Source organism: Paraburkholderia heleia NBRC 101817, assembly GCF_000739775.1.
Lineage (GTDB): Bacteria > Pseudomonadota > Gammaproteobacteria > Burkholderiales > Burkholderiaceae > Paraburkholderia > Paraburkholderia heleia.
The window spans coordinates 157,633-177,473 of sequence record NZ_BBJH01000019.1; the positions used below are offsets into that span (position 1 = coordinate 157,633).

Below are 19,841 nucleotides of genomic sequence, written 5' to 3' on the forward strand. Positions count from 1 at the left end.
ACCGGCTCGCCGGCCCGCAGCGGCCACGCCAATCCTGCGCGCCGCGCCATCCGTCTTTTGCCCACGCCTGTCCAGCCTCAAGTGAATCCGCTACTCGACACCCTTCAGTCCTATCCCTTCGAAAAGCTGCGCGTGCTCTTCAAGGACGTCGCGCCGAACGCCGGCCTGCGCCACATCAGCTTCGGGATCGGCGAGCCGAAACACCCCACGCCCGCGCTGATCCGCGACGCCATCGTCGCTTCGCTCGACGGCCTCTCGTCGTACCCGGCCACGGCGGGCACCCCGGCGCTGCGCGAGTCGATTGCGAACTGGGTGAAGGCGCGCTACGGGCTGCCGGCGATCGATGCGAATACGGAAATCCTGCCCGTCTCCGGCTCGCGCGAGGCGCTGTTCGCGCTCGCGCAGGCCGTGATCGACCCGACAGCGGGCGCGAAGGACCCGGCAAAGCGGGCGATCGTACTCTGCCCGAACCCTTTCTACCAGATCTACGAAGGTGCCGCGCTGCTCGGCGGCGGCGAGCCGTACTTCGTGAACAGCGATCCGGCACGCAACTTCGCCTGCGACTATTCGCAGGTTCCCGCAGAAGTCTGGGCGCGCACGCAGCTGCTGTACGTGTGCTCGCCGGGCAATCCCACCGGCGCCGTGCTCACGCTCGACGACTGGCGCGAGCTGTTCGCGCTCTCCGAGCGCTACGGCTTCGTGATCGCCTCGGACGAGTGCTACTCGGAAATCTATTTCGACGAAGCGAATCCGCCGCTCGGCGGTCTCGAAGCGGCGCACAAGCTGGGCCGCGGCTTCGAGCGCCTCGTCATGCTGTCGAGCCTTTCGAAGCGCTCGAACGCGCCGGGCATGCGCTCGGGCTTCGTCGCCGGGGACGCCGCCATCCTCAAGCCGTTCCTGCTGTACCGCACCTATCACGGCGCTGCCTTGTCGCCGGTCTGGCAGTCCGCCAGCATCGCGGCCTGGGGCGACGAGGCGCACGTGCGCGAAAACCGCGCGAAATACGTGAAGAAGTTCTCGACCGTCACACCCATGCTCGCCGACGTGCTCGACGTGAAATTGCCCGACGCCGCGTTCTATCTCTGGGCCAACGTCGCTCGCACCGGCCTCACGGACACCGCGTTCGCCCAGCGCCTCTACGCCGACTATAATGTGACGGTTCTGCCCGGGTCGTACCTCGCACGCGAGGCGCACGGCACGAATCCGGGTAAAGACTTCGTGCGCATGGCGCTCGTCGCCGACGTCGAGGAGTGCATCGAGGGCGCGCAGCGCATCGTCGAGTTCTGCCGCTCGCTCAAACCGTAAAGCCTTCGCATGCGCGCCGGGGTCCCGCCCCTCGCGGCGCGCAACACCGCTTTCCACCATCAATCTCACGAAATCACCACCATGTCGCAACAACTTCAGCAGATCATCGACACCGCCTGGGAAAACCGCGCCGACTTTTCGCCCAAATCGGCCCCGAACGACGTGCGCGAAGCCGTCACCCACGTCATCGCCGAGCTGGATCGTGGCGCGCTGCGCTGCGCCGAGAAGAAGGACGGCGACTGGGTCGTCAACCAATGGGTGAAGAAGGCCGTGCTGCTGTCGTTCCGTCTGGAAGACAACGTCCCGATGCCCGCGGGCGGCTACAGCCAGTTCTACGACAAGGTGCCCTCGAAGTTCGCCGGTTACACGGCCGAAGACTTCGCCGCGGGGGGCTTTCGCGTCGTGCCGCCGGCCATCGCGCGCCGCGGCTCGTTCATCGCTAAGAACGTCGTGCTGATGCCGTCGTACACCAACATCGGCGCGTATGTCGATGAAGGCACGATGGTCGATACGTGGGCCACGGTCGGTTCGTGCGCGCAGATCGGCAAGAACGTGCACCTCTCGGGCGGCGTCGGCATCGGCGGCGTGCTGGAGCCGCTGCAGGCCAACCCGGTCATCATCGAAGACAACTGCTTCATCGGCGCGCGCTCGGAAGTCGTGGAAGGCGTGATCGTCGAAGAGAACTCGGTCATCTCGATGGGCGTGTACCTCGGCCAGTCGACCAGGATTTACGACCGCGAAACCGGCGAGGTCTCGTACGGCCGCATTCCGGCGGGCTCGGTCGTGGTCGCGGGCAATCTGCCCTCGAAGGACGGCTCGCACAGCCTGTATTGCGCCGTGATCGTCAAGAAGGTCGACGCTAAAACGCGCGCCAAGGTCGGCTTGAACGAGCTGCTGCGAGGCGACTGATGGCGAAGACCGCCAAGACCGTCGTCTACGGCATTCCGAACTGCGACACCGTGAAGAAGGCCCGAGTGTGGCTCGAAGAGCACGGCGTCGAGTTCGAGTTTCACGACTTCAAGAAGGCGGGCGTCTCGAATGCGCTCGTCCAGGACTGGCTCAAGGACGTCTCGCTCGATCAGCTCATCAACAAGCGCGGCACGACGTGGCGCGGCCTGTCGGACGTGCACAAGGCCGAAGCCGACACGACCGCCGGCGCGATCGCGCTGATGATCCACAAGCCGTCGATCATCAAGCGGCCCGTGGTCGTGGTGAATGGCCGCGTGAAGACGCTCGGCTTTTCCGCCGACCAGTATGCGGAGCTGTTCGCCTGAGCGCCGCATGAGACCGGTGCGCCCGGGCTGCTGCATGGCAAGGCGGGCGCACCGGTCATGACACGTTGTTGCCGGCACCTGCTCCATTAGCGGCGCCGGCATTTTTATTGAAAGTGGTCCTTTTATGTCCGCCACCCTCGCCCTTACCGAAGCCCTGATCGCGCGCGCGTCCGTCACGCCCGACGACCAGCACTGCCAGCGCATCATGACCGAGCGCCTCGCCGCGCTCGGCTTCGCGTGCGAAACGATCGAATCCAACGGCGTGACCAACCTGTGGGCCGTCAAGCGCGGCACCGCGGGCGCGCAAGGCCCGCTGCTCGCCTTCGCGGGCCATACCGACGTCGTGCCCACCGGCCCCATCGAGCAATGGAGTTCGCCGCCGTTCCAGCCCTCGCACCGCGACGGCATGCTCTATGGCCGCGGCGCCGCCGACATGAAGACCTCGCTCGCGGCGTTCGTGGTGGCGAGCGAAGAGTTCGTGGCGGCGCATCCGCAGCATCGCGGCGCCATCGCGTTCCTCATTACGAGCGACGAAGAAGGCCCGGCCACCGACGGCACCGTGAAGGTCGTCGAGGCGCTGCAGGCACGCGGCGAGAAAATGGATTACTGCATCGTGGGCGAGCCGACTTCGACGCATACGCTCGGCGACTGCGTGAAGAACGGCCGCCGCGGCTCGATGTCGGGCAAGCTCGTCGTGAAGGGCGTGCAGGGGCATATCGCCTACCCGCATCTCGCGAAAAACCCGGTGCATCTGCTGGCCCCCGCGCTCGCCGAACTCGTTGCCGAAAAGTGGGACGACGGCAACGATTACTTCCCGCCCACCACGTGGCAGGTGTCGAACCTGCACAGCGGCACGGGCGCGAGCAACGTGATTCCGGGCCACGCCGATGTGATGTTCAACTTCCGCTTCTCGACCGCGAGCACGGTGGAAGGTCTGCAAAAACGCGTCCACGCGATCCTCGACAAGCACGGCCTCGAATACGAGCTGCACTGGAGCGTGAGCGGCCTGCCCTTCCTCACGCCGAGGGGCGCGCTCTCGAACGCGCTCGAAAATGCGATCCACGACGAAACCGGCGTCACGACCGAACTTTCGACGACGGGTGGCACGTCCGATGGCCGCTTCATCGCGCGCATGTGTGAGCAGGTGGTGGAGTTCGGGCCACCGAACGCGAGCATCCACAAGATCGATGAGCATATCGAAGTAAAATTCATCGATCCGCTCAAGAACGTGTACCGCCGCGTGCTCGAACAGCTGATCGCCTGACCGGCCAACCGAATACGCTCTGGAGTCCAGAACATGACCCATCCGCTAGCCGCCACCTTTGCCACCGTTCGCGACCTGCTGCGCTACGGTGTCTCGCGCTTCTCGGCCGCGCAACTCGCGTTCGGCCACGGCTCGAGCAACGCCTACGACGAAGCCGCGTACCTGATTCTGCACACGCTGCATTTGCCGCTCGACCTGCTCGACCCGTTTCTCGACGCGCGCCTCACGAGTGAAGAAGTCGACAAGGTGCTCGGCGTGATCGAGCGCCGCGCGACCGACCGCGTGCCCGCGGCGTACATCACCCAGGAAGCGTGGATGCACGGCCTGCGTTTTTACGTGGATGAGCGCGTCATCGTGCCGCGCTCGTTCATTGGCGAGCTGCTCGCAGACGGTCTGCAGCCCTACGTGGAAGATCCCGAACAGGTCACCGCGGTGCTGGAGTTGTGCACCGGTTCGGCGAGCCTCGCGATTCTCGCGGCGCACGCGTTCCCGAACGCCGACATCGACGCCGTCGATCTGTCCGCGCCGGCCCTCGAAGTGGCGCGGCGCAACGTGCACGAACACGGCCTCGACGAGCGCATCGCCCTCTTCGAGGGCGACCTGTACGCGCCGCTGCCCGAGCGCCGCTACGACGTGATCATCACGAACCCGCCCTACGTCAACGCCGGCTCGATGCAGGCGCTGCCGCCCGAGTACCGCCACGAGCCGGAGATGGCGCTCGCGGGCGGCGCAGACGGCATGGACATCGTGCGCCGCATCATCAAGGACGCACGCAACTGGCTCACCGACGACGGCGTGCTGGTGGTCGAGATCGGCAACGAGCGCGAAAACGTGGAAGCGGCGTTCGGCGGCCTCGATCTCGTCTGGCTCTCGACGAGCGCCGGCGACGATCAGGTCTTCCTGATTCAGGCCTGCGATCTGCCGGTCTGATCGTCCTGCCCGCCTTGTCCGGACGAGGCGCGGCGCCCGTGCCCCGTGCCCCGTGTCTCGCTGTGCGCAGGACCGGAACGACAGCCGTCGCCACAGCGGGTTCGGTAAGATTGAGCCCTCCGGCCGTGCGCTTCCCGGCGCGGGCCGGCCCTGCGCCCGGCTGAAGGAGCGTCCCACGCGTCTATGCGATTCGACTGGTCACACCTCGGCACGCTGCTCGCGATCATCCATCTGCTTGGGCTGATCGCCGCGTGCCATGCCATCCTCAACACGCGCACCTCTCAGGGCGCGATTGCCTGGGCCGTCTCGCTCGCGACGATGCCCTACCTCACGCTCGTCCCGTATCTCTTTCTCGGCCGCAGCAAGTTCGCAGGCTATGCCGACGCGAGGCGCCTGCGCAACGAAACCTTGCGCTCGCGCGCCCACGCGCCCGACTGGGACACGCTCGTTTGCGCGGGCGAATGGCCGGCCGACGAACTGGGTGCGCGCGTGATCCGCACGTTCGCGCGCCTGGGCGGCATGCCGCTCGTGCCCGGCAACGCCGTGCGCACGCTCGTGAATGGCGACGCGACCTTCTCCGCCATCTTCGATGCGATCGAGCAAGCCCGGCACTACGTGATCGTGCAGTTCTTCATCGTGCGCGCCGACGCGCTCGGCGACATGCTCAAGGACGTGCTGCTCGACTGCGCAAAACGCGGCGTGCGCGCGTACCTTCTGTACGACAGCATCGGCTCGTTCGACCTGCCCGCCAGCTACGTGCACGAACTGCAGGACGGCGGCGTGGAAGTGCACCCGTTCTCCACGAAGCGCCACTTCGTCAACCGCTTCCAGCTCAACTTCCGCAACCACCGCAAGATCGTCGTGGTGGACGGCCAGCACGCATTCGTGGGCGGCCACAACGTGGGCATCGAATACCTGGGCGCGAATGCGCGCCTCTCGCCCTGGCGCGATACGCATATCGAACTGCGCGGACCCGCGGTTGCCAACGTGCAGTTCGCCTTCACCGAAGACTGGTACTGGGCCACCCAGCAGCTTCCCGGCTGCGAGCCGCCCACCGTCGTGCCGCGCGACGGCGACGACATGCACTGCCTGGTGTTGCCCACAGGTCCGGCCGACCGCCAGGAGACCTGCTCGCTCTTCTTCGTCGAGGCGATCAACGCCGCGAAAAAGCGCTTGTGGATCACCACGCCCTATCTCGTGCCCGACGAAGCCGTGTTCTCGGCGCTGCGCCTCGCCGCGCTGCGCGGCGTGGATGTACGTATCATGATCCCGAGCCGGCGCGACCATTACGTGGTGTTCGAGGCGTCCATGCTGTATGCCTTCGATGCCGTGCGCGCGGGCATCCGCATCTTTCGCTACAAGCCGGGCTTTTTGCACCAGAAGGTCGTGCTGATCGACGACGTGGCCGCGGCCATCGGCAGCGCGAATCTGGATAACCGGTCGTTTCGCCTGAACTTCGAGATCATGGTGCTCACTGTACACCGCGGCTTTGCGGCCGAAGTCGAAGCGATGCTGCTGCGCGACTTCGACGAGACGTTCGAGATCGATCGCAGCGAGTACCGCGATGCGCCCGCGTGGCGCAAGATCACGATGCATCTCGCGCGGCTCTTCGCGCCGATTCTCTAGCGCGCCTGTGCCGCCAGGCCAAGCTCAGAGCTGCTTTTCGATGTCCGCTGCGATCGCCTCGGGCCTGGTCATGGGCGCGTAGCGCTTCACCACGCTGCCGTTGCGGTCGACCAGAAATTTGGTGAAGTTCCACTTGATGCCTTCGAGCCCGAGGAGCCCCGGCGCTTCGCCCGTGAGCCAGCGATACAGCGGGTGCGCATTCGCCCCGTTCACGTCGATCTTCTCGAACATCGGGAAGGTGACGCCGTAGTTCTTCTCGCAGAAGCTGCCGATCTGCGCAGCGTCGCCGGGTTCCTGCTTGCCGAACTGGTTGCACGGAAAGCCGAGCACCGCGAGCCCGCGCGCGGCGTACTGGTCGTAGAGCTTTTGCAGGCCCGCGTACTGCGGCGTGAATCCGCATTCGCTCGCGGTGTTGACGATCAGGAGCACCTTGCCCGTATAGCGCTCGAGGCTCACCGGCTCGCCGCCGCCGAGCGGTTGCGCCGAAAACGAATAGATCGATGTCATCTGGCTCTCCCGTGGAAAAGCGCCAGTCTACGTGAGAAAGCGTGCAATTAGCACTCGACCAAATGGCTAGCCGTGCGGCCAATGCCGGCCGGTGCGCGCCCGGTCTGCGCGCCCCGGTCTGCGCGCCCCAGTCTAAAATAGCGCTTTCTTTCGTTTTCTTCCCGCCGGCGCCGTCGTGATCCGCTTCAACCAATTCAGTCTTGCCCGCGGCACCAAGCCGCTTTTCGAACAAACCTCGTTCACGCTGAACCCCGGTGAAAAGGTCGGTCTCATCGGCGCGAACGGCGCGGGCAAATCGACCCTGTTCGCCGTACTGCGCGGCGAACTGCACGCGGACGCCGGCGACTTCTCGCTGCCGCCGTCCTGGCGCATCGCGCACGTCGCACAGGAAACCCCGGCGGTCGAGCGCACGGCGCTCGACTACACGCTCGACGGCGACGCCGCGCTGCGCGAAATCGAGGCCCGCATCGCCGCGGCTTCGGCCGCGCACGACGGTGCGACCGAAGCCGAAGCGCACGGCGCCTTCGCCGACGCCGATGGCTACACCGCCCCCGCACGCGCCGAAGCGCTGCTGCTCGGCCTCGGCTTCACGCTCGAGCAAACGCGCCAGCCCGTAGCGAGCTTCTCGGGCGGCTGGCGCATGCGCCTGAACCTCGCGCAAGCGCTCATGTGCCGCTCCGATCTGCTGCTGCTCGACGAGCCCACGAACCATCTGGATCTGGACGCGATCGTCTGGCTCGAAGACTGGCTGCACCGCTATCCCGGCACGCTCGTCGTGATCTCGCACGACCGCGAATTCCTCGACTCGATCTGCAATGTCACGCTGCATCTGGAAAACCAGCAGATCAAGCGTTACGGCGGCAATTACTCGCAGTTCGAGATCCTGCGCGCGCAACAACTGGCGCTCCAGCAAAGCGCGTACGAAAAGCAGCAGCGCACCGTCGCGCACCTGCAAAGCTTCATCGACCGCTTCAAGGCCAAGGCCACCAAGGCGCGCCAGGCGCAAAGCCGCGTGAAGGCGCTGGAAAAGATGGAGTTGATCGCGCCCGCGCACGCGAGTTCGCCCTTCACCTTCGAGTTCCGCACACCCGACTCCGCGCCCAACCCCATGCTCGTGATGGAAGACGTGCGCTGCGGCTATCGGGCCGAGGACGGCAGCGAAACGCCCATCGTCGAACGCGTCACGCTCTCGATCCAGAACGGCCAGCGCATCGGCCTGCTCGGTGCGAACGGCCAGGGCAAGTCCACGCTCATCAAGACGCTCGCGGGCACGCTCGCGGCACTCTCCGGCGAGCTGCGCACGGGCAAGGGCCTGCAAATCGGCTATTTCGCGCAGCATCAACTCGAAACACTGCGCCCGGACGACTCGCCGCTCCAGCATCTCGCGCGCCTCGCGCCCGACACGCGCGAGCAGGAGCTGCGCGACTTCCTCGGCGGCTTCAACTTCCCCGGCGAGATGGCCACGGCGCCCATCGCGCCGTTCTCGGGCGGCGAGAAGGCACGCCTCGCGCTCGCGCTCATCATCTGGCAAAAGCCCAACCTCCTGCTGCTCGACGAGCCGACCAACCACCTCGACCTCGAAACGCGCCATGCGCTGACCATGGCGCTCGCGCAGTTCGAAGGCACGCTGATCCTCGTCTCACACGACCGGCATTTGCTGCGCGCCACGACCGATCAGTTCATGCTGGTGGCGAAGCATCGTCTGCAGCCGTTCGACGGCGACCTCGACGACTACCGCGACTGGCTGCTTCAACACGCGGCCGAGCAACGCGCAGCCCTCAAGGAGGCCGCTTCCGGCACGGCGAATGCGGCAAACGGCGCAAATGCCGCTGATGGCGTCAATCGCAGGGAACAACGCCGCCAGGAAGCGGAGCAGCGCCAGAAAGTTGCGCACCTGAAGAAGCCGTTACAGGCGAAAATCGGCAAGATCGAAAAGGAAATGGATGCGCTCAACAGCGAAAAGAGCACGCTCGATGCTTTCGTCGCGGATCCGGCGAGCTACGAACCGGAACGGAAGAGCCGCCTGACCGAAGCGATTCGCCGCCAGGCCGAAGTCGCCTCGCGCCTCGAAACGCTCGAAGCCGAATGGCTCGATGCGCACGAGGAACTCGAGCAGATCGGCTAGCGCTGCGCGGGATCACCATCGCGCCATCAGGCGCTTTTGCCAGGTATTTTCGCCAGGGAGTCACGAGTGTCGTCACCCGCCGCATTGCAGGGCCTTCGCGTACTGGATCTGACCCGCCTGCTGCCCGGGCCCGTGGCCACGTTGCGGCTAGCGGAAATGGGCGCCGATGTCCTGAAAATCGAGCCGCCCGGCGCGGGCGACGCGGCGCGCGTGATGATGCAAAGCGCCGTGGACGAAGTGGCCGCGCGCCCCGGTGCGTTCTATCGCCTCGTCAATCGCGGCAAGCGCGAGACGCGAGTCGACTTGAAGACCGAGAGCGGCCGCTCGGTGCTGCTCGCGCTCGCGCGCGACGCCGACGTGCTCGTCGAAAGTTTCCGGCCCGGTGTGATGGACCGCCTCGGCGTAGGCTGCGAGGCCTTGCGCAAGGTCAATCCGAAACTCGTCTACTGCGCGATCACGGGCTACGGCACGACCGGCCCGTTCGCCGGCCATCCGGGCCACGACATCAACTATGTCGCCTATTCGGGCGTGCTCGACCAATTGGCCGCGCGCGACGGCGTGCCGGTGCTGCCCAATTTCCAGATCGCCGACCTGCTAGGCGGCGCGCTCAGCGCGGTCACGCAGATTCTCGCGGCGCTTTGGCATGTGGCGCGCGGCGGCGAGGGCCGTTTCGTCGATGTTTCGATGACGCACGCGAGCTACGCGCACAACGTGGTCGCCCAGGTCGCGCTGGCCAACGACGACGCCGCGGCACTGCAGCCAGGCGGCGGCCTCCTCAACGGCGGCGTGCCCTGCTACAACCTCTATCGCACGCAGGACGGGCGGTGGCTCGCCGTCGGGGCGCTCGAGCTGAAGTTCTGGCAGACGCTGTGCCACGCCATTGGCCGCGACGACTGGGCCGAGCGCCACTGGAGTCTCGGTCAGGCGATCGGCGGCGCGGATGCCGCCGCGCTCACGCGCGAACTGGCGGCCATCATCGAGTCGGAATCGCTGCAGACCTGGATCGACCGCCTGGAGGCGATCGACACCTGCGTTTCGCCCGTCCTCACGCCAGGCGAGGCTTCGCGTCATCCCCTCTTCAATGCCGAGGTGCTGCAAGCCATGATGGACGAAATGACCGCACGGCAGACGCAGCCGGCAGCGCCCGGCATGCAGCCGGCGCCTTTTCAGCCAGGCGGTCAGGCGCCGGGCGCGCATTCCGTTCAACCCGCCCAGCCCGGCCAGGGCGCCGACACGTCGGGTGCGCCCGGCGGCAAAAAGCCTTTCACCTACGGCCCTTGGGGCTAGGGCCTGCGGCGTATGCCGCATCGCCCGTGAGCCCAATGAAAAATGGGCGCCTCGCAGCGCCCATGATTTCGTTTAGCGTCGCGGCAGTGTTTGCCGCGGCGACCGTTCGTCGTCGTACATCACGTACTTGCGGCCTTCCACGTGATGAGCGATGGTGCTGCGCACCTCCGCCGCCGTCACGTCTTCCGCCACGACGCGGCGCGAAATACGCCCGTCGCCATCGATCCACTCGACGATGCGGCACGTGCTGCCCCAAGGTTGCATGAGCGGCTCGGACACCCGGCAGCCGCGCACGACGATCGAACGACCGCCGAAGGACGTATCAGTCTGTTTCAAGTCGCTATCCCTTCCGCTCGACACGGGTTGAACATCGCGCCAAGGATAGGGAAATCACCGTCTGAAATGGTTACAGCCGGAACCAGGGTTGTTACTAATCATTACGCGCCAGTACAGGCCATCCGCACCTGCGCGGCGTGCTCAATCCAGTTCGCGCACGCGGTCGATCGCTTCTTCGAGACGCTCGACGGCCATCACCTGCAAACCATCGATCGGCTGTTTCGGCGCATTGGCGCGGGGAATCAGGGCGCATGAAAAACCCAGCTTCGCCGCTTCCTTCAGACGATCCTGGCCGCGCGGCGAGGGTCGGATCTCGCCCGCGAGACCGACTTCGCCAAAAACGATCAGACCCTTGGGCAACGCCTTGTTACGCATCGAAGAGTGGATGGCGAGCAGCACGGCGAGATCCGCGGCCGGCTCCGTGATTTTCACGCCGCCCACGGCGTTGAGGAATACATCCTGATCGAAACATGCAATGCCGGCGTGGCGATGCAGCACCGCCAGCAGCATGGCAAGCCGGTTTTGCTCGAGCCCGACGGCAAGACGCCGCGGATTCGGCACATGCGCCGTGTCGACGAGCGCCTGCACCTCGACGAGCAGCGGCCGCGACCCTTCCTGCGTCACGAGCACGCAGGAGCCGGGCACGCTCTGCTCGTGCTGCGAGAGAAAGAGCGCCGAGGGATTCGCCACGCCGCGCAGGCCCTTCTCGGTCATCGCGAACACGCCCAGCTCATTGACCGCGCCGAAGCGGTTCTTGAACGCGCGCACGAGCCGGAACGACGAATGCGTGTCGCCTTCGAAATACAGCACGGTATCGACGATGTGCTCGAGCACCCGTGGCCCCGCGAGGTTGCCCTCCTTCGTCACGTGGCCGACCATGATGATCGCCGTGCCCGACTGCTTCGCGATGCGCGTAAGCTGCGCCGCGCACTCGCGCACCTGCGCGACGGAGCCCGGCGCGGAAGTCAGCGCTTCGGAATAGATCGTCTGGATCGAGTCGATGACCGCGACGTCGGGCTTCTCGGCCTCGATCGTCGCCTGGATCTTTTCGAGCTGGATTTCGGCGAGCAGTTGCAGTTCGCTCGCCATGGAGCCGGCGTCGAGCAGCGATAATCGTTGCGCGCGCAACGCAATCTGCGCGGCCGATTCCTCACCGCTTACATATAGCGCGCGCCGCTGCGACGCGATCTGCGCGAGCGACTGCAGCAACAGCGTCGATTTGCCGATACCCGGGTCACCGCCGATCAGCACCACGCCGCCCGCCACGAGGCCACCGCCCAGCACGCGATCGAACTCGCCTACGCCGGTCGTGAAGCGCGGTACGTCGGAGGCCTCGATATCGGCGAGACGCCGCACCGGCGCGCGCTTCGCGAGCGACTGGAAGCGGTGTGAGCCCGCCGGTTCGGCAACGCCTTCCACCAGCGTGTTCCACGCGCCGCACGCGGGACACTGGCCTTGCCACTTGGGTGCCTGCCCGCCGCATTCGGTACACGTATACAGTGTCTTGACCTTCGCCATGCTCTTTGCCATGGCGTCATTCGGCCCGCACAGGAACACGCGGCGCGACGGCGCACATCAGCTCGTAGCCGATCGTGCCGCAGGCTTTCGCAACGTCGTCGATCGGCAGGTTGTTGCCCCACAGCTCCACGCGCGCGCCCACGCCCGCGCTGTGCACGGGTGTGAGATCGACGGTGAGCATGTCCATGGAGACGCGGCCCACCACGTGCGTGAGCACGCCATCGACGATCACTGGGGTGCCTTCGGGCGCGACGCGCGGATAGCCGTCGGCGTAACCGCACGCCACCACGCCGATGCGCATGGGCTTGCGCGCCGTGAAGATCGAGCCGTAGCCAACGGTCTGCCCTTCGGCGACGTGCTGCGTGGCGATGAGTTCGGACGCGAGCGTCATGGCCGGCTGCAGTCCTGTGCCTTCTAGCACCGAGGAGAAGCCCGAAGGCGAAGCGCCATAAAGAATGATGCCGGGGCGCACCCAGTCGAAATGCGTCGAAGGATGCCAGAGCGTGGCGGCCGAATTGGCGAGGCTGCGCGCGCCCGCAATGCCCTGTGCGCCGCGCTCGAACGTTTCCATCTGCTCGCTCACGCCGCGCGGTGTATCGGCGTTTGCAAAGTGCGTCATCAGCGTGATCTGGCCGATGCCGGCACAGGCACGCGCACGCTCCCATGCGGCGCGGTACTTCTCGGGCGTATAGCCGAGCCGGTTCATGCCGCTGTTCATCTTGAGCTGGACGTTCACCGGCTTCGACAGACGCGCCATTTCGAGCATGCGCATCTGCTCGTCGCTGTGCACGACGGTCGTGAGGCTGTAGCGGTCGATCACGTCGATGTCGGTGGGCCGGAAAAAACCCTCGAGCAGCAGGATCGGCCCCGCCCAGCCGAGTTCGCGCAGCTTCACGGCCTCCTCGAGGTCGAGCAGGCCGAAACCGTCGGTTGCGCGCAGGCCGGGAAACGCGCGCGCGAGCCCGTGCCCGTAGGCGTTGGCCTTCACCACAGCCCAGATTTTCGACTTTGGCGCGTACTTGCGGACGACGGCGAGGTTATTGGCGAGAGCGGCGGTGTGGATCGTTGCTGAGAGGGGGCGAGGCATGGGAGATTTTTTCGCAAAGACGCTTTCGAATCAGGATCTTACAGGGTGTTTTCAACGGCCCGCAGGCCCGCCCGACGGGCGCTCAAGGATTGTGCTAGTCCGAATGCACCTATTTTCGTGATATAAAGCCCTGCGCACAACCCATTTCGAACGTAATAAGCCCGGATGCCTCCCACCCGTCCGGGGCGGACGGACCGCAGCGAGGAAAGCATCGCATCAGATGAAAAAAGGCTTTTACACCATCATGGCCGCGCAGTTTTTTTCGTCGTTGGCCGACAATGCGCTCCTCATCGCTGCAATTGCACTGCTGAAAGACCTCCACGCTCCGAACTGGATGACGCCGCTGCTCAAGCTGTTCTTCGTCCTCTCCTACGTCGTTCTTGCCGCCTTTGTCGGCGCCTTCGCAGACTCCCGCCCCAAGGGCCGCGTGATGTTCATCACGAACACGATCAAGGTCGTGGGCTGCGCCATGATGCTGGCAGGCACCCACCCCTTGTTTGCCTATGGCGTAGTGGGCTTCGGCGCTGCGGCTTATTCGCCCGCCAAGTACGGCATCCTGACCGAGCTGCTGCCGCCTGAGCGCCTCGTCGCCGCCAACGGCTGGATCGAGGGCACGACTGTCGGCTCGATCATCCTCGGCACCGTACTCGGCGGCGCGTTGATCAGCCCCCACATCGCCTCCCATGTGCTTCGCCATACGCCCGCCGCGATCAGCACGCCCGCCGAAGCTGCGATGGTCGTCATCATGGTGATTTACGTGATCGCCGCCCTCTTCAATCTGCGCATTCCCGACACCGGCGCGCGCTACCCGCGCCAGCAGCACGGTGTCATCCGCCTCATCACCGATTTCGCCGACTGCTTCAACACGCTCTGGCACGACAAGCTCGGCCAGATCTCGCTCGCGGTCACGACGCTCTTCTGGGGCGCAGGCGCGACGCTCCAATTCATCGTGCTCAAGTGGGCCGAAGTCTCGCTCGGCATGTCGCTCTCCGAGGGCGCGGTGCTCCAGGCCGTGGTGGCCGTGGGTGTCGCAGCCGGCGCCATGATCGCGGCCGCGCGCGTGCCGCTGAAGAAGTCGCTCTCGGTGCTGCCGGTCGGCATCGTCATGGGTCTTGCCGTCATGCTCATGGCGTTCTACACGCGCCATCTCTTTCCGCCGCATTGGGGCGTGCATATCGGCCACATGCGCATTCCCGGCTACCTGATTTTCGCCTACCTCTTCCTCATGGTCGTGGGCGGCCTGTCCGGCTTCTTCGTCGTGCCGATGAACGCACTGCTTCAGCACCGCGGCCACGTGCTGCTCTCCGCCGGCCACTCCATCGCCGTGCAGAACTTCAACGAGAACCTCTCGGTGCTCGTGATGCTGTGCCTCTACGCCGTGCTCGTCTGGCTCGACGTGCCGGTGACCATCGTGATCGTGCTGTTCGGCACCTTTGTCTGTCTGATGATGTGGCTCGTGATGCGCCGCCACCAGGCGAATCAACGCTCGTTCGACTCGGTCGCGCTGATCGGCGAGAATCACAGGCATTGACGCTCGCGCCTGTGGGCCCACCGTCCGGCCGCCCCGTCTGCTGAATCGATCCTTTCCTGCGCACGCGCGAAGACATGCCGCGCGCGCCGCGCACCTGACGCTGCCATGACTTCACCGATATTCAACGTTCTCACGATCGCCGGCTCCGACTCGGGCGGCGGCGCGGGCATCCAGGCCGACCTCAAGGCGTTCTCCGCGCTCGGCGCCTACGGCGCGAGCGTCATCACGGCGCTCACCGCGCAGAACACGCGCGGCGTCACCGCGATCCACGCGCCCGACGCGGGATTCGTCACCGCGCAGCTCGACGCCGTGTTCGACGACATCCGCATCGACGCCGTGAAGATCGGCATGCTCGCCAACGCGGCAATCGTGCGCGCCGTCGCCGACGCGCTGCGCCGCCATCAGCCGGCGCGCGTCGTGCTCGATACCGTGATGATCTCGAAGAGCAATCACGCCCTGCTCGCGCCCGAAGCCGTCGCTGCGCTGCGTGAAGAACTGCTGCCGCTAGCGGGCGTCGTGACGCCGAACCTGCCGGAAGCCGCCGCGCTGCTCGGCGCGGCGCCCGCCGCCGACGAAGCCGCGATGGTCGAGCAAGGCGAAGCGCTGCGCGCACTCGGCCCGCAGGCGGTGCTGATGAAAGGCGGCCATCTGGCGAGCGCGGACAGCCCCGACTGGCTCATCGAAGCCGGCGGCACGCTGCGCCTGCCCGGCGCTCGCGTGCCGGTCGCGAATACGCACGGCACGGGCTGCACGCTCTCGTCTGCCATTGCCGCACTGTGGCCGCAGCGCGGGGCGCTCGCAACGGCCGTCGCCGAAGCCAAGCAGTACCTGACGGCGGCGCTCGTGGCCAGTGAGCGGCTCGACGTCGGTCATGGCGTCGGGCCCGTGCATCACTTCTGGCGCTGGTGGTGAGCGTGCTTGCGCGCGCTCATTGACGCGCAAATGCCGCGGCGCGCGCCGGCCAGTCGTCGGGAACGATGAAGCCGCGCGACTGTTCGCGGTAGTCGCCCGCGCTGTCGGCCGTGAATGCCGCGATCAGCGCGGGCTCGTCGGGACGGGTTAGCGCATCGACTAACGCGTCGGGATCGACGCCGGGCGCAGCCGCCAGCCTGCGCGGCGCGAGCCACGCGAGCCTCGGCAGCACGCTCCAGCCATGGGCCGCCTGCTGCCCGGCGAACACCGGCCAGTCGGAACGCGTCACCCACCAGCCGCGCGCATGATCTGCGGCCAGCTCGGGGGCGTCTTGCACGCGCGACGGCGCCGCCTCTCCCGCCCGGTAGAAAAGCCAGCCTTTCACGAACATCTGCGCGAGCCACTGGCCTTCGTAACCCAGCGAAGCGAATTCCTCGCGTGCGCTCAACCGCAGTTGACGGTCGCGCAGATGCGTGAGTTTCAGATCAAAGCGATCGCGCAGATTCGGCCCGACGAATTCGGCGAGCGATGCACGCGCGTCATCGCCCGGTCCTGCGTGCAGGTAGCACTTCACCGCCAGTTCCCAATGCAGACGCTCGCCGGCGCGCGTGTGCACGAGAAAATCGCATTCGCCGAGCGTGAGTCCCGCACGCCGCAGCGGCACGTTCTGCGCGACGAGCTGCGCCGCCGGTCCATGCGCGAGAAACCATCCCAGCAAGTTTTCGGCATAGCGGCCAAGGCGGTGCGTCGGCGCGGCCATGAGCGCTGCGTGCAGATGCGCCGGATCGCGATCGAGTTGCGCGAGCCAGTCACGCGTAGCGCGCGCTTCGCCGGCATCGGCGCACCATTGCGCGAGCGGTGCGAGCGGTGGTTGTGCACGCAACAGATCGGCGCTGAAAAGCAGCCACGCGAGATCACGCACGGCCGGATCGGCGAGGCGATCGATGATGTCGTCGATTGCGCCTGCACCGGCGGGGCGCTCCAATCCGGTCTCGTCTTGCGAGCCGCCGTCGCCCCCGGCACATTGCGCACCGGACACGTCCGCGGGCCGCGCGGCGTTCATCGCCCGCCGCCGGACGCCGCCCGCCAGGTGTCGCGCGCGAGACAGAGGTCAGCCCAGGCCTTCGCCTTGTCGTGCAGGCTGCGCAGCAAATACGCCGGGTGATAGGTGACGATGACGGGCACGCCCTCGTACGCATGGACGCGTCCGCGCAGCGACGCGATGCTGCCGTCGGTCTTGAGCAGGCTTTGCGCCGCGAAACGCCCGAGCGCGACGATGATCTTCGGCTTCACGAGCGCCACCTGACGCTGCAGATACGGCTCGCAGCGCGCGACCTCGTCGGGCTCCGGATTACGGTTGCCGGGCGGCCGGCACTTGATCACGTTAGCGATATAGACGTTCTCGCCGCGCGCGAGCGAGAGCGCGTGCAGCATGTTGTCGAGCAGCTTGCCAGCCTGGCCGACGAAGGGCTCGCCCTGGCGGTCCTCGTTCTCGCCGGGCGCTTCGCCGATCAACATCCAGTCGGCCTCGCGATCGCCCACGCCGAACACGGTGTTGGTGCGCTTCTCGCACAGGCGGCAGCGCGTGCACGAAGCCACGCGTTCGGCGAGCGCGTCCCAGTCGAGCGTCGCGACGTCGTTGCGCGGTGCGCCGCCAGCCTGAGCCGGCTCGGGGTCGTGTGGCAGAACCGGCTCGGCCGCAGCGTCGAACCAGGCGAAATCTTCGTCGGTGAGGGGCGGCGGCTCGTCGGATCCATGCGGTGCGGGCCGCGATGGCGAAGCGGCGCGCGCAACGGGTTGTGGCTGCGGCGCAGCGACAGGACGTGTCGGTTGCGCCACCGGGGCCGCCGGCGCTTCGGCTTCGGCTTCGGCTTCGGCTTCGGCTTCGGCTTCGGCTTCGGCTTCGGCTTCGGCTTCGGCTTCGGCTTCGGCTTCGGCTTCGGCTTCGGCTTCGGCGCGTGTCGACGCGGGCGACGGCGCAGCGGTTTCATCTTCGCGAGCCGCTTCGAGCGGCGCTATCACCCGCGCCCCTTTGCGCACCCAGCGCGGCGCGAGCCCAAGCTCCTCCAGCGCGATCTCATCGAGCGGCATCCGCGCCCTCCCCTGCAAAAGAAAAACGCATCACCAGTGCATCCTCGCGGCTGTGATGCCTCGCCGGATAGTAGTTCTTGCGGCGGCCGATCGTGACGAAGCCGAACTGTTCATACAACCGGATTGCCCGGTGATTCGAAGGCCGGACTTCGAGCAGCAGCCCTTCGAGACCCTGCGTGCGCGCAATCCGTACCGCCTCGCGCAGCATCGCGAGCCCCGCGCCCGCGCCCTGCGCCGGCGGCGCAACGCACAGATTCAGCAGATGCATCTCGTCGACCACGGGCATCAGCACGCAATAGCCGATCAGCGTGCCGGTGACGTGGCGCATGCATAGCCCGTAGTAGCCGTTGCGCAGCGAATCCTCGAAATTGCCGCGCGACCACGGAAACTCATACGCGGAACGCTCGACGAACGCGACTTCGTCCAGATCGCTTTCGGTCATCGGCGACAGGTAGCGGTCGGTCATGAGCACGCCGCTCATTGCGCGCCCTCGCCACCTGCGCCGCCGTGGGCCGCAGCCTTCGCGGCAAGCCGCTCGGCCGTGGTCTGGGCGACCTTGTTGCGCACGTATTCGGGCGCGGCCTGGTCCGCCGCTTGCGTGCGGCCCGCGCGATACGCGCGCAACGCCGCGTGCGCCAGCGGCAACGCGTGCGGGAGCGCCTCGGCATCGATCGTGCGCGCGGCGGCGGCGGCCGTCAGGCGCGCGCCGAACGCGGCGGCGGCGTTGCCCGCCAGCGTGAACGGCACGTCGGGCGCGGCGATGTACTCCGGCGAGTCGAGCGATGCTCCCTGCAGCGTGCGCCAGTCGCCGGCTGCGGCGTCCCACGCGTAGTCGGCCCAGTAGGCTTCGTCCATGCGCGCATCGAGTGCGGCCAGCACGCGGGTCGCGGCGGGATCGCGCAGCCGCGCGCTCTCCGCGCACACGAGCAGCGTGCCTACGGGCACCACCGGGATATCGAGGCCGAACGCGAGCCCTTGAGCGACGCCCGTCGCCGTGCGCAGCCCGGTGAAGGAGCCTGGGCCCGCGCCGAACGCGATCGCGTCGCAGTCGGCGAGCGTGAGGCCGGCTTCGTCGAGCAATTCGCCAATGGCCGGCAGCAGCCGCGTGCTGGAGACGGCGCCCGTGGCTTCGTGGCGCACCCAGACGCTGACTTCCGCGCGCGACGCGAAGACAGTCCCGGCGCCAGTGGAGGGGGAACGATCGGCGCCGCCGGGGGCGACGCGAAGCAGCGCGACCGAGCAATATTCGGTCGAAGTATCGAGGGCAAGCAACACAGTTTCGGTCATGAGCGCTATTGTAATGCCCCGCCCCAGGGCTCTCGCGAACTGGCGCATGCGCAGGCGTCATGGCCTCTTCCGGCTCCCCATGCCCGGCGCGAGTGGAGGAATCGCTCCAGCTTTTCCGGGGTTTGCGCTGCTACCATCGGCGCGCTGACCTGAACCACCATGCGGAGGAAACCACCATGAGCGACCTGAACACCCAGTTCGCCCAAGCCCAGCAGGACGTGCAGCAACTGCCGGAGCGCCCCGGCAATCTGACGCTGCTGCGGCTGTACGCACTCTTCAAGCAGGCCACCGAAGGCGACGTGCACGGCGACAAGCCCGGCTTCACCGATATCGTCGGCAAGTACAAGTACGAAGCGTGGGCCGCGCTGCAAGGCACCGCGCAGGAAACAGCGAGGCAGCAGTACGTCGAACTCGTCGAATCGCTCAAGAGCGGCTCCACGAGTTGAACCGGTTGCAACGGAAAAGGCGCGCGTGACGGCGGCGGGCCTGCCCCGCCGGCCGCGTCACGCCGCCGCATCCATACCCTCACGGTGCATCGCTCTGGCGCGCCGCAACAAAACGAGATATACTGCACGCTGCGTTGCGCTCCGGTCGCTCGTTCGATCAGCGCGACGCCTCGTAGCGTTAAGCTCCAATCCAGTTTAGAACCTGTCCCCTCCTGCCGTGGCCCTGTTTTTGGGCCGTCAAGTATCAGGCTGGCGACTGGCCAATCCCGGCTCAAGTCGCACCCAAAACAGCTTCTAACGAAAAATCCGCCATTG

At 66.6% G+C, this 19,841-nt stretch carries 19 protein-coding genes; 11 read left to right on the forward strand and 8 right to left on the reverse strand.

The annotated features are described in order from the left end of the window. The first annotated feature begins 81 nt into the window (after positions 1-81). The 6 genes from dapC (at position 82) to cls (ending at position 6,399) form a co-directional block, all read left to right on the forward strand. The gene (gene dapC / locus BHE01S_RS16705; RefSeq protein WP_042265877.1) at positions 82-1,305 is read left to right on the forward strand and encodes a succinyldiaminopimelate transaminase; all 1,224 of its coding nucleotides are present in this window, start codon (positions 82-84) and stop codon (positions 1,303-1,305) included. A gap of 81 nt (positions 1,306-1,386) precedes the next feature. Continuing rightward, positions 1,387-2,214, forward strand: a complete 828-nt coding sequence (gene dapD / locus BHE01S_RS16710; protein WP_042265878.1) for a 2,3,4,5-tetrahydropyridine-2,6-dicarboxylate N-succinyltransferase — start codon at positions 1,387-1,389, stop codon at positions 2,212-2,214. Then, positions 2,214-2,579 (forward strand): ArsC family reductase, encoded by a 366-nt coding sequence (locus tag BHE01S_RS16715; RefSeq protein WP_042265817.1) that lies wholly within the window; start codon positions 2,214-2,216, stop codon positions 2,577-2,579. The genes dapD and BHE01S_RS16715 overlap by 1 nt, the downstream gene beginning before the upstream one ends. A 124-nt stretch (positions 2,580-2,703) precedes the next feature. Then, entirely contained in the window at positions 2,704-3,843 is a 1,140-nt protein-coding gene (gene dapE / locus BHE01S_RS16720; protein ID WP_042265818.1) for a succinyl-diaminopimelate desuccinylase, read from the forward strand. A 33-nt stretch (positions 3,844-3,876) separates the two neighbouring features. Further along, on the forward strand, positions 3,877-4,773 hold the full coding sequence (gene prmB / locus BHE01S_RS16725; protein WP_042265820.1) for a 50S ribosomal protein L3 N(5)-glutamine methyltransferase: 897 nt from the start codon (positions 3,877-3,879) through the stop codon (positions 4,771-4,773). Positions 4,774-4,956: 183 nt separating this feature from the next. Continuing rightward, entirely contained in the window at positions 4,957-6,399 is a 1,443-nt protein-coding gene (gene cls / locus BHE01S_RS16730) for a cardiolipin synthase (RefSeq protein ID WP_042265821.1), read from the forward strand. A 24-nt stretch (positions 6,400-6,423) separates the two neighbouring features. On the opposite strand, the gene BHE01S_RS16735 is transcribed toward cls, so the two are convergent. Next, a complete protein-coding gene (locus tag BHE01S_RS16735; protein WP_042265822.1) occupies positions 6,424-6,906 on the reverse strand; it encodes a glutathione peroxidase in 483 nt (160 codons plus the stop codon). A 175-nt stretch (positions 6,907-7,081) separates the two neighbouring features. On the opposite strand from BHE01S_RS16735, the gene BHE01S_RS16740 reads away from it, so the two are divergent. Beyond that, the gene (locus tag BHE01S_RS16740; protein WP_042265825.1) at positions 7,082-9,031 is read left to right on the forward strand and encodes an ATP-binding cassette domain-containing protein; all 1,950 of its coding nucleotides are present in this window, start codon (positions 7,082-7,084) and stop codon (positions 9,029-9,031) included. A gap of 66 nt (positions 9,032-9,097) precedes the next feature. After that, positions 9,098-10,318 (forward strand): CaiB/BaiF CoA transferase family protein, encoded by a 1,221-nt coding sequence (locus BHE01S_RS16745; protein WP_084068928.1) that lies wholly within the window; start codon positions 9,098-9,100, stop codon positions 10,316-10,318. Between the two features lie 72 nt (positions 10,319-10,390). Here the strand turns inward: BHE01S_RS16745 and BHE01S_RS16750 are convergent, their stop codons facing one another. The 3 genes from BHE01S_RS16750 to alr all read right to left on the reverse strand — a co-directional run bounded on the left by BHE01S_RS16750 (position 10,391) and on the right by alr (position 13,259). After that, entirely contained in the window at positions 10,391-10,654 is a 264-nt protein-coding gene (locus tag BHE01S_RS16750) for a DUF2866 domain-containing protein (RefSeq protein ID WP_042265827.1), read from the reverse strand. A gap of 141 nt (positions 10,655-10,795) precedes the next feature. After that, positions 10,796-12,172, reverse strand: a complete 1,377-nt coding sequence (gene radA, locus BHE01S_RS16755) for a DNA repair protein RadA (protein ID WP_042265881.1) — start codon at positions 12,170-12,172, stop codon at positions 10,796-10,798. 16 nt (positions 12,173-12,188) lie between these two features. After that, positions 12,189-13,259, reverse strand: a complete 1,071-nt coding sequence (gene alr, locus BHE01S_RS16760; RefSeq protein ID WP_042265829.1) for an alanine racemase — start codon at positions 13,257-13,259, stop codon at positions 12,189-12,191. A gap of 220 nt (positions 13,260-13,479) precedes the next feature. Here alr and lplT point away from each other — a divergent pair, with 220 nt between their 5' ends. Together lplT and thiD are read left to right on the forward strand one after the other, a co-directional pair. Continuing rightward, positions 13,480-14,790: a lysophospholipid transporter LplT gene (gene lplT / locus BHE01S_RS16765; RefSeq protein ID WP_042265831.1), complete on the forward strand. Its 1,311-nt coding sequence runs from the start codon at positions 13,480-13,482 to the stop codon at positions 14,788-14,790. 105 nt (positions 14,791-14,895) lie between these two features. Beyond that, positions 14,896-15,702, forward strand: coding sequence for a bifunctional hydroxymethylpyrimidine kinase/phosphomethylpyrimidine kinase (gene thiD / locus BHE01S_RS16770; RefSeq protein WP_042265832.1), 807 nt, complete (start codon positions 14,896-14,898; stop codon positions 15,700-15,702). A gap of 16 nt (positions 15,703-15,718) precedes the next feature. Here thiD and BHE01S_RS16775 read toward each other — a convergent pair whose 3' ends face one another. The 4 genes from BHE01S_RS16775 to tsaB are packed head-to-tail and all read right to left on the reverse strand — an operon-like array spanning position 15,719 to position 19,080. Continuing rightward, on the reverse strand, positions 15,719-16,765 hold the full coding sequence (locus BHE01S_RS16775) for a DUF1853 family protein (RefSeq protein ID WP_084068929.1): 1,047 nt from the start codon (positions 16,763-16,765) through the stop codon (positions 15,719-15,721). Next, a complete protein-coding gene (locus tag BHE01S_RS16780) occupies positions 16,762-17,793 on the reverse strand; it encodes a uracil-DNA glycosylase (RefSeq protein ID WP_042265833.1) in 1,032 nt (343 codons plus the stop codon). The genes BHE01S_RS16775 and BHE01S_RS16780 overlap by 4 nt, the downstream gene beginning before the upstream one ends. Continuing rightward, positions 17,780-18,274, reverse strand: coding sequence for a ribosomal protein S18-alanine N-acetyltransferase (gene rimI, locus BHE01S_RS16785; protein ID WP_042265834.1), 495 nt, complete (start codon positions 18,272-18,274; stop codon positions 17,780-17,782). Before rimI ends, BHE01S_RS16780 begins: the two co-directional genes overlap by 14 nt. After that, entirely contained in the window at positions 18,271-19,080 is an 810-nt protein-coding gene (tsaB, locus tag BHE01S_RS16790) for a tRNA (adenosine(37)-N6)-threonylcarbamoyltransferase complex dimerization subunit type 1 TsaB (RefSeq protein WP_042265836.1), read from the reverse strand. Before tsaB ends, rimI begins: the two co-directional genes overlap by 4 nt. A 176-nt stretch (positions 19,081-19,256) precedes the next feature. On the opposite strand from tsaB, the gene BHE01S_RS16795 reads away from it, so the two are divergent. Further along, positions 19,257-19,526 (forward strand): acyl-CoA-binding protein, encoded by a 270-nt coding sequence (locus tag BHE01S_RS16795; RefSeq protein WP_042265883.1) that lies wholly within the window; start codon positions 19,257-19,259, stop codon positions 19,524-19,526. Positions 19,527-19,841 lie beyond the last annotated feature (315 nt).

Coding starts and splice junctions, on each gene's coding strand:
- dapD (WP_042265878.1), top strand. CDS start 1,387: ATGTCGCAACAACTTCAGCAGATCATCGACACCGCCTGGGAAAACCGC.
- BHE01S_RS16715 (WP_042265817.1), top strand. CDS start 2,214: ATGGCGAAGACCGCCAAGACCGTCGTCTACGGCATTCCGAACTGCGAC.
- dapE (WP_042265818.1), top strand. CDS start 2,704: ATGTCCGCCACCCTCGCCCTTACCGAAGCCCTGATCGCGCGCGCGTCC.
- prmB (WP_042265820.1), top strand. CDS start 3,877: ATGACCCATCCGCTAGCCGCCACCTTTGCCACCGTTCGCGACCTGCTG.
- cls (WP_042265821.1), top strand. CDS start 4,957: ATGCGATTCGACTGGTCACACCTCGGCACGCTGCTCGCGATCATCCAT.
- BHE01S_RS16735 (WP_042265822.1), bottom strand. CDS start 6,906: ATGACATCGATCTATTCGTTTTCGGCGCAACCGCTCGGCGGCGGCGAG.
- radA (WP_042265881.1), bottom strand. CDS start 12,172: ATGGCGAAGGTCAAGACACTGTATACGTGTACCGAATGCGGCGGGCAG.
- alr (WP_042265829.1), bottom strand. CDS start 13,259: ATGCCTCGCCCCCTCTCAGCAACGATCCACACCGCCGCTCTCGCCAAT.
- lplT (WP_042265831.1), top strand. CDS start 13,480: ATGAAAAAAGGCTTTTACACCATCATGGCCGCGCAGTTTTTTTCGTCG.
- thiD (WP_042265832.1), top strand. CDS start 14,896: ATGACTTCACCGATATTCAACGTTCTCACGATCGCCGGCTCCGACTCG.
- BHE01S_RS16775 (WP_084068929.1), bottom strand. CDS start 16,765: ATGAACGCCGCGCGGCCCGCGGACGTGTCCGGTGCGCAATGTGCCGGG.
- BHE01S_RS16780 (WP_042265833.1), bottom strand. CDS start 17,793: ATGCCGCTCGATGAGATCGCGCTGGAGGAGCTTGGGCTCGCGCCGCGC.
- rimI (WP_042265834.1), bottom strand. CDS start 18,274: ATGAGCGGCGTGCTCATGACCGACCGCTACCTGTCGCCGATGACCGAA.
- tsaB (WP_042265836.1), bottom strand. CDS start 19,080: ATGACCGAAACTGTGTTGCTTGCCCTCGATACTTCGACCGAATATTGC.
- BHE01S_RS16795 (WP_042265883.1), top strand. CDS start 19,257: ATGAGCGACCTGAACACCCAGTTCGCCCAAGCCCAGCAGGACGTGCAG.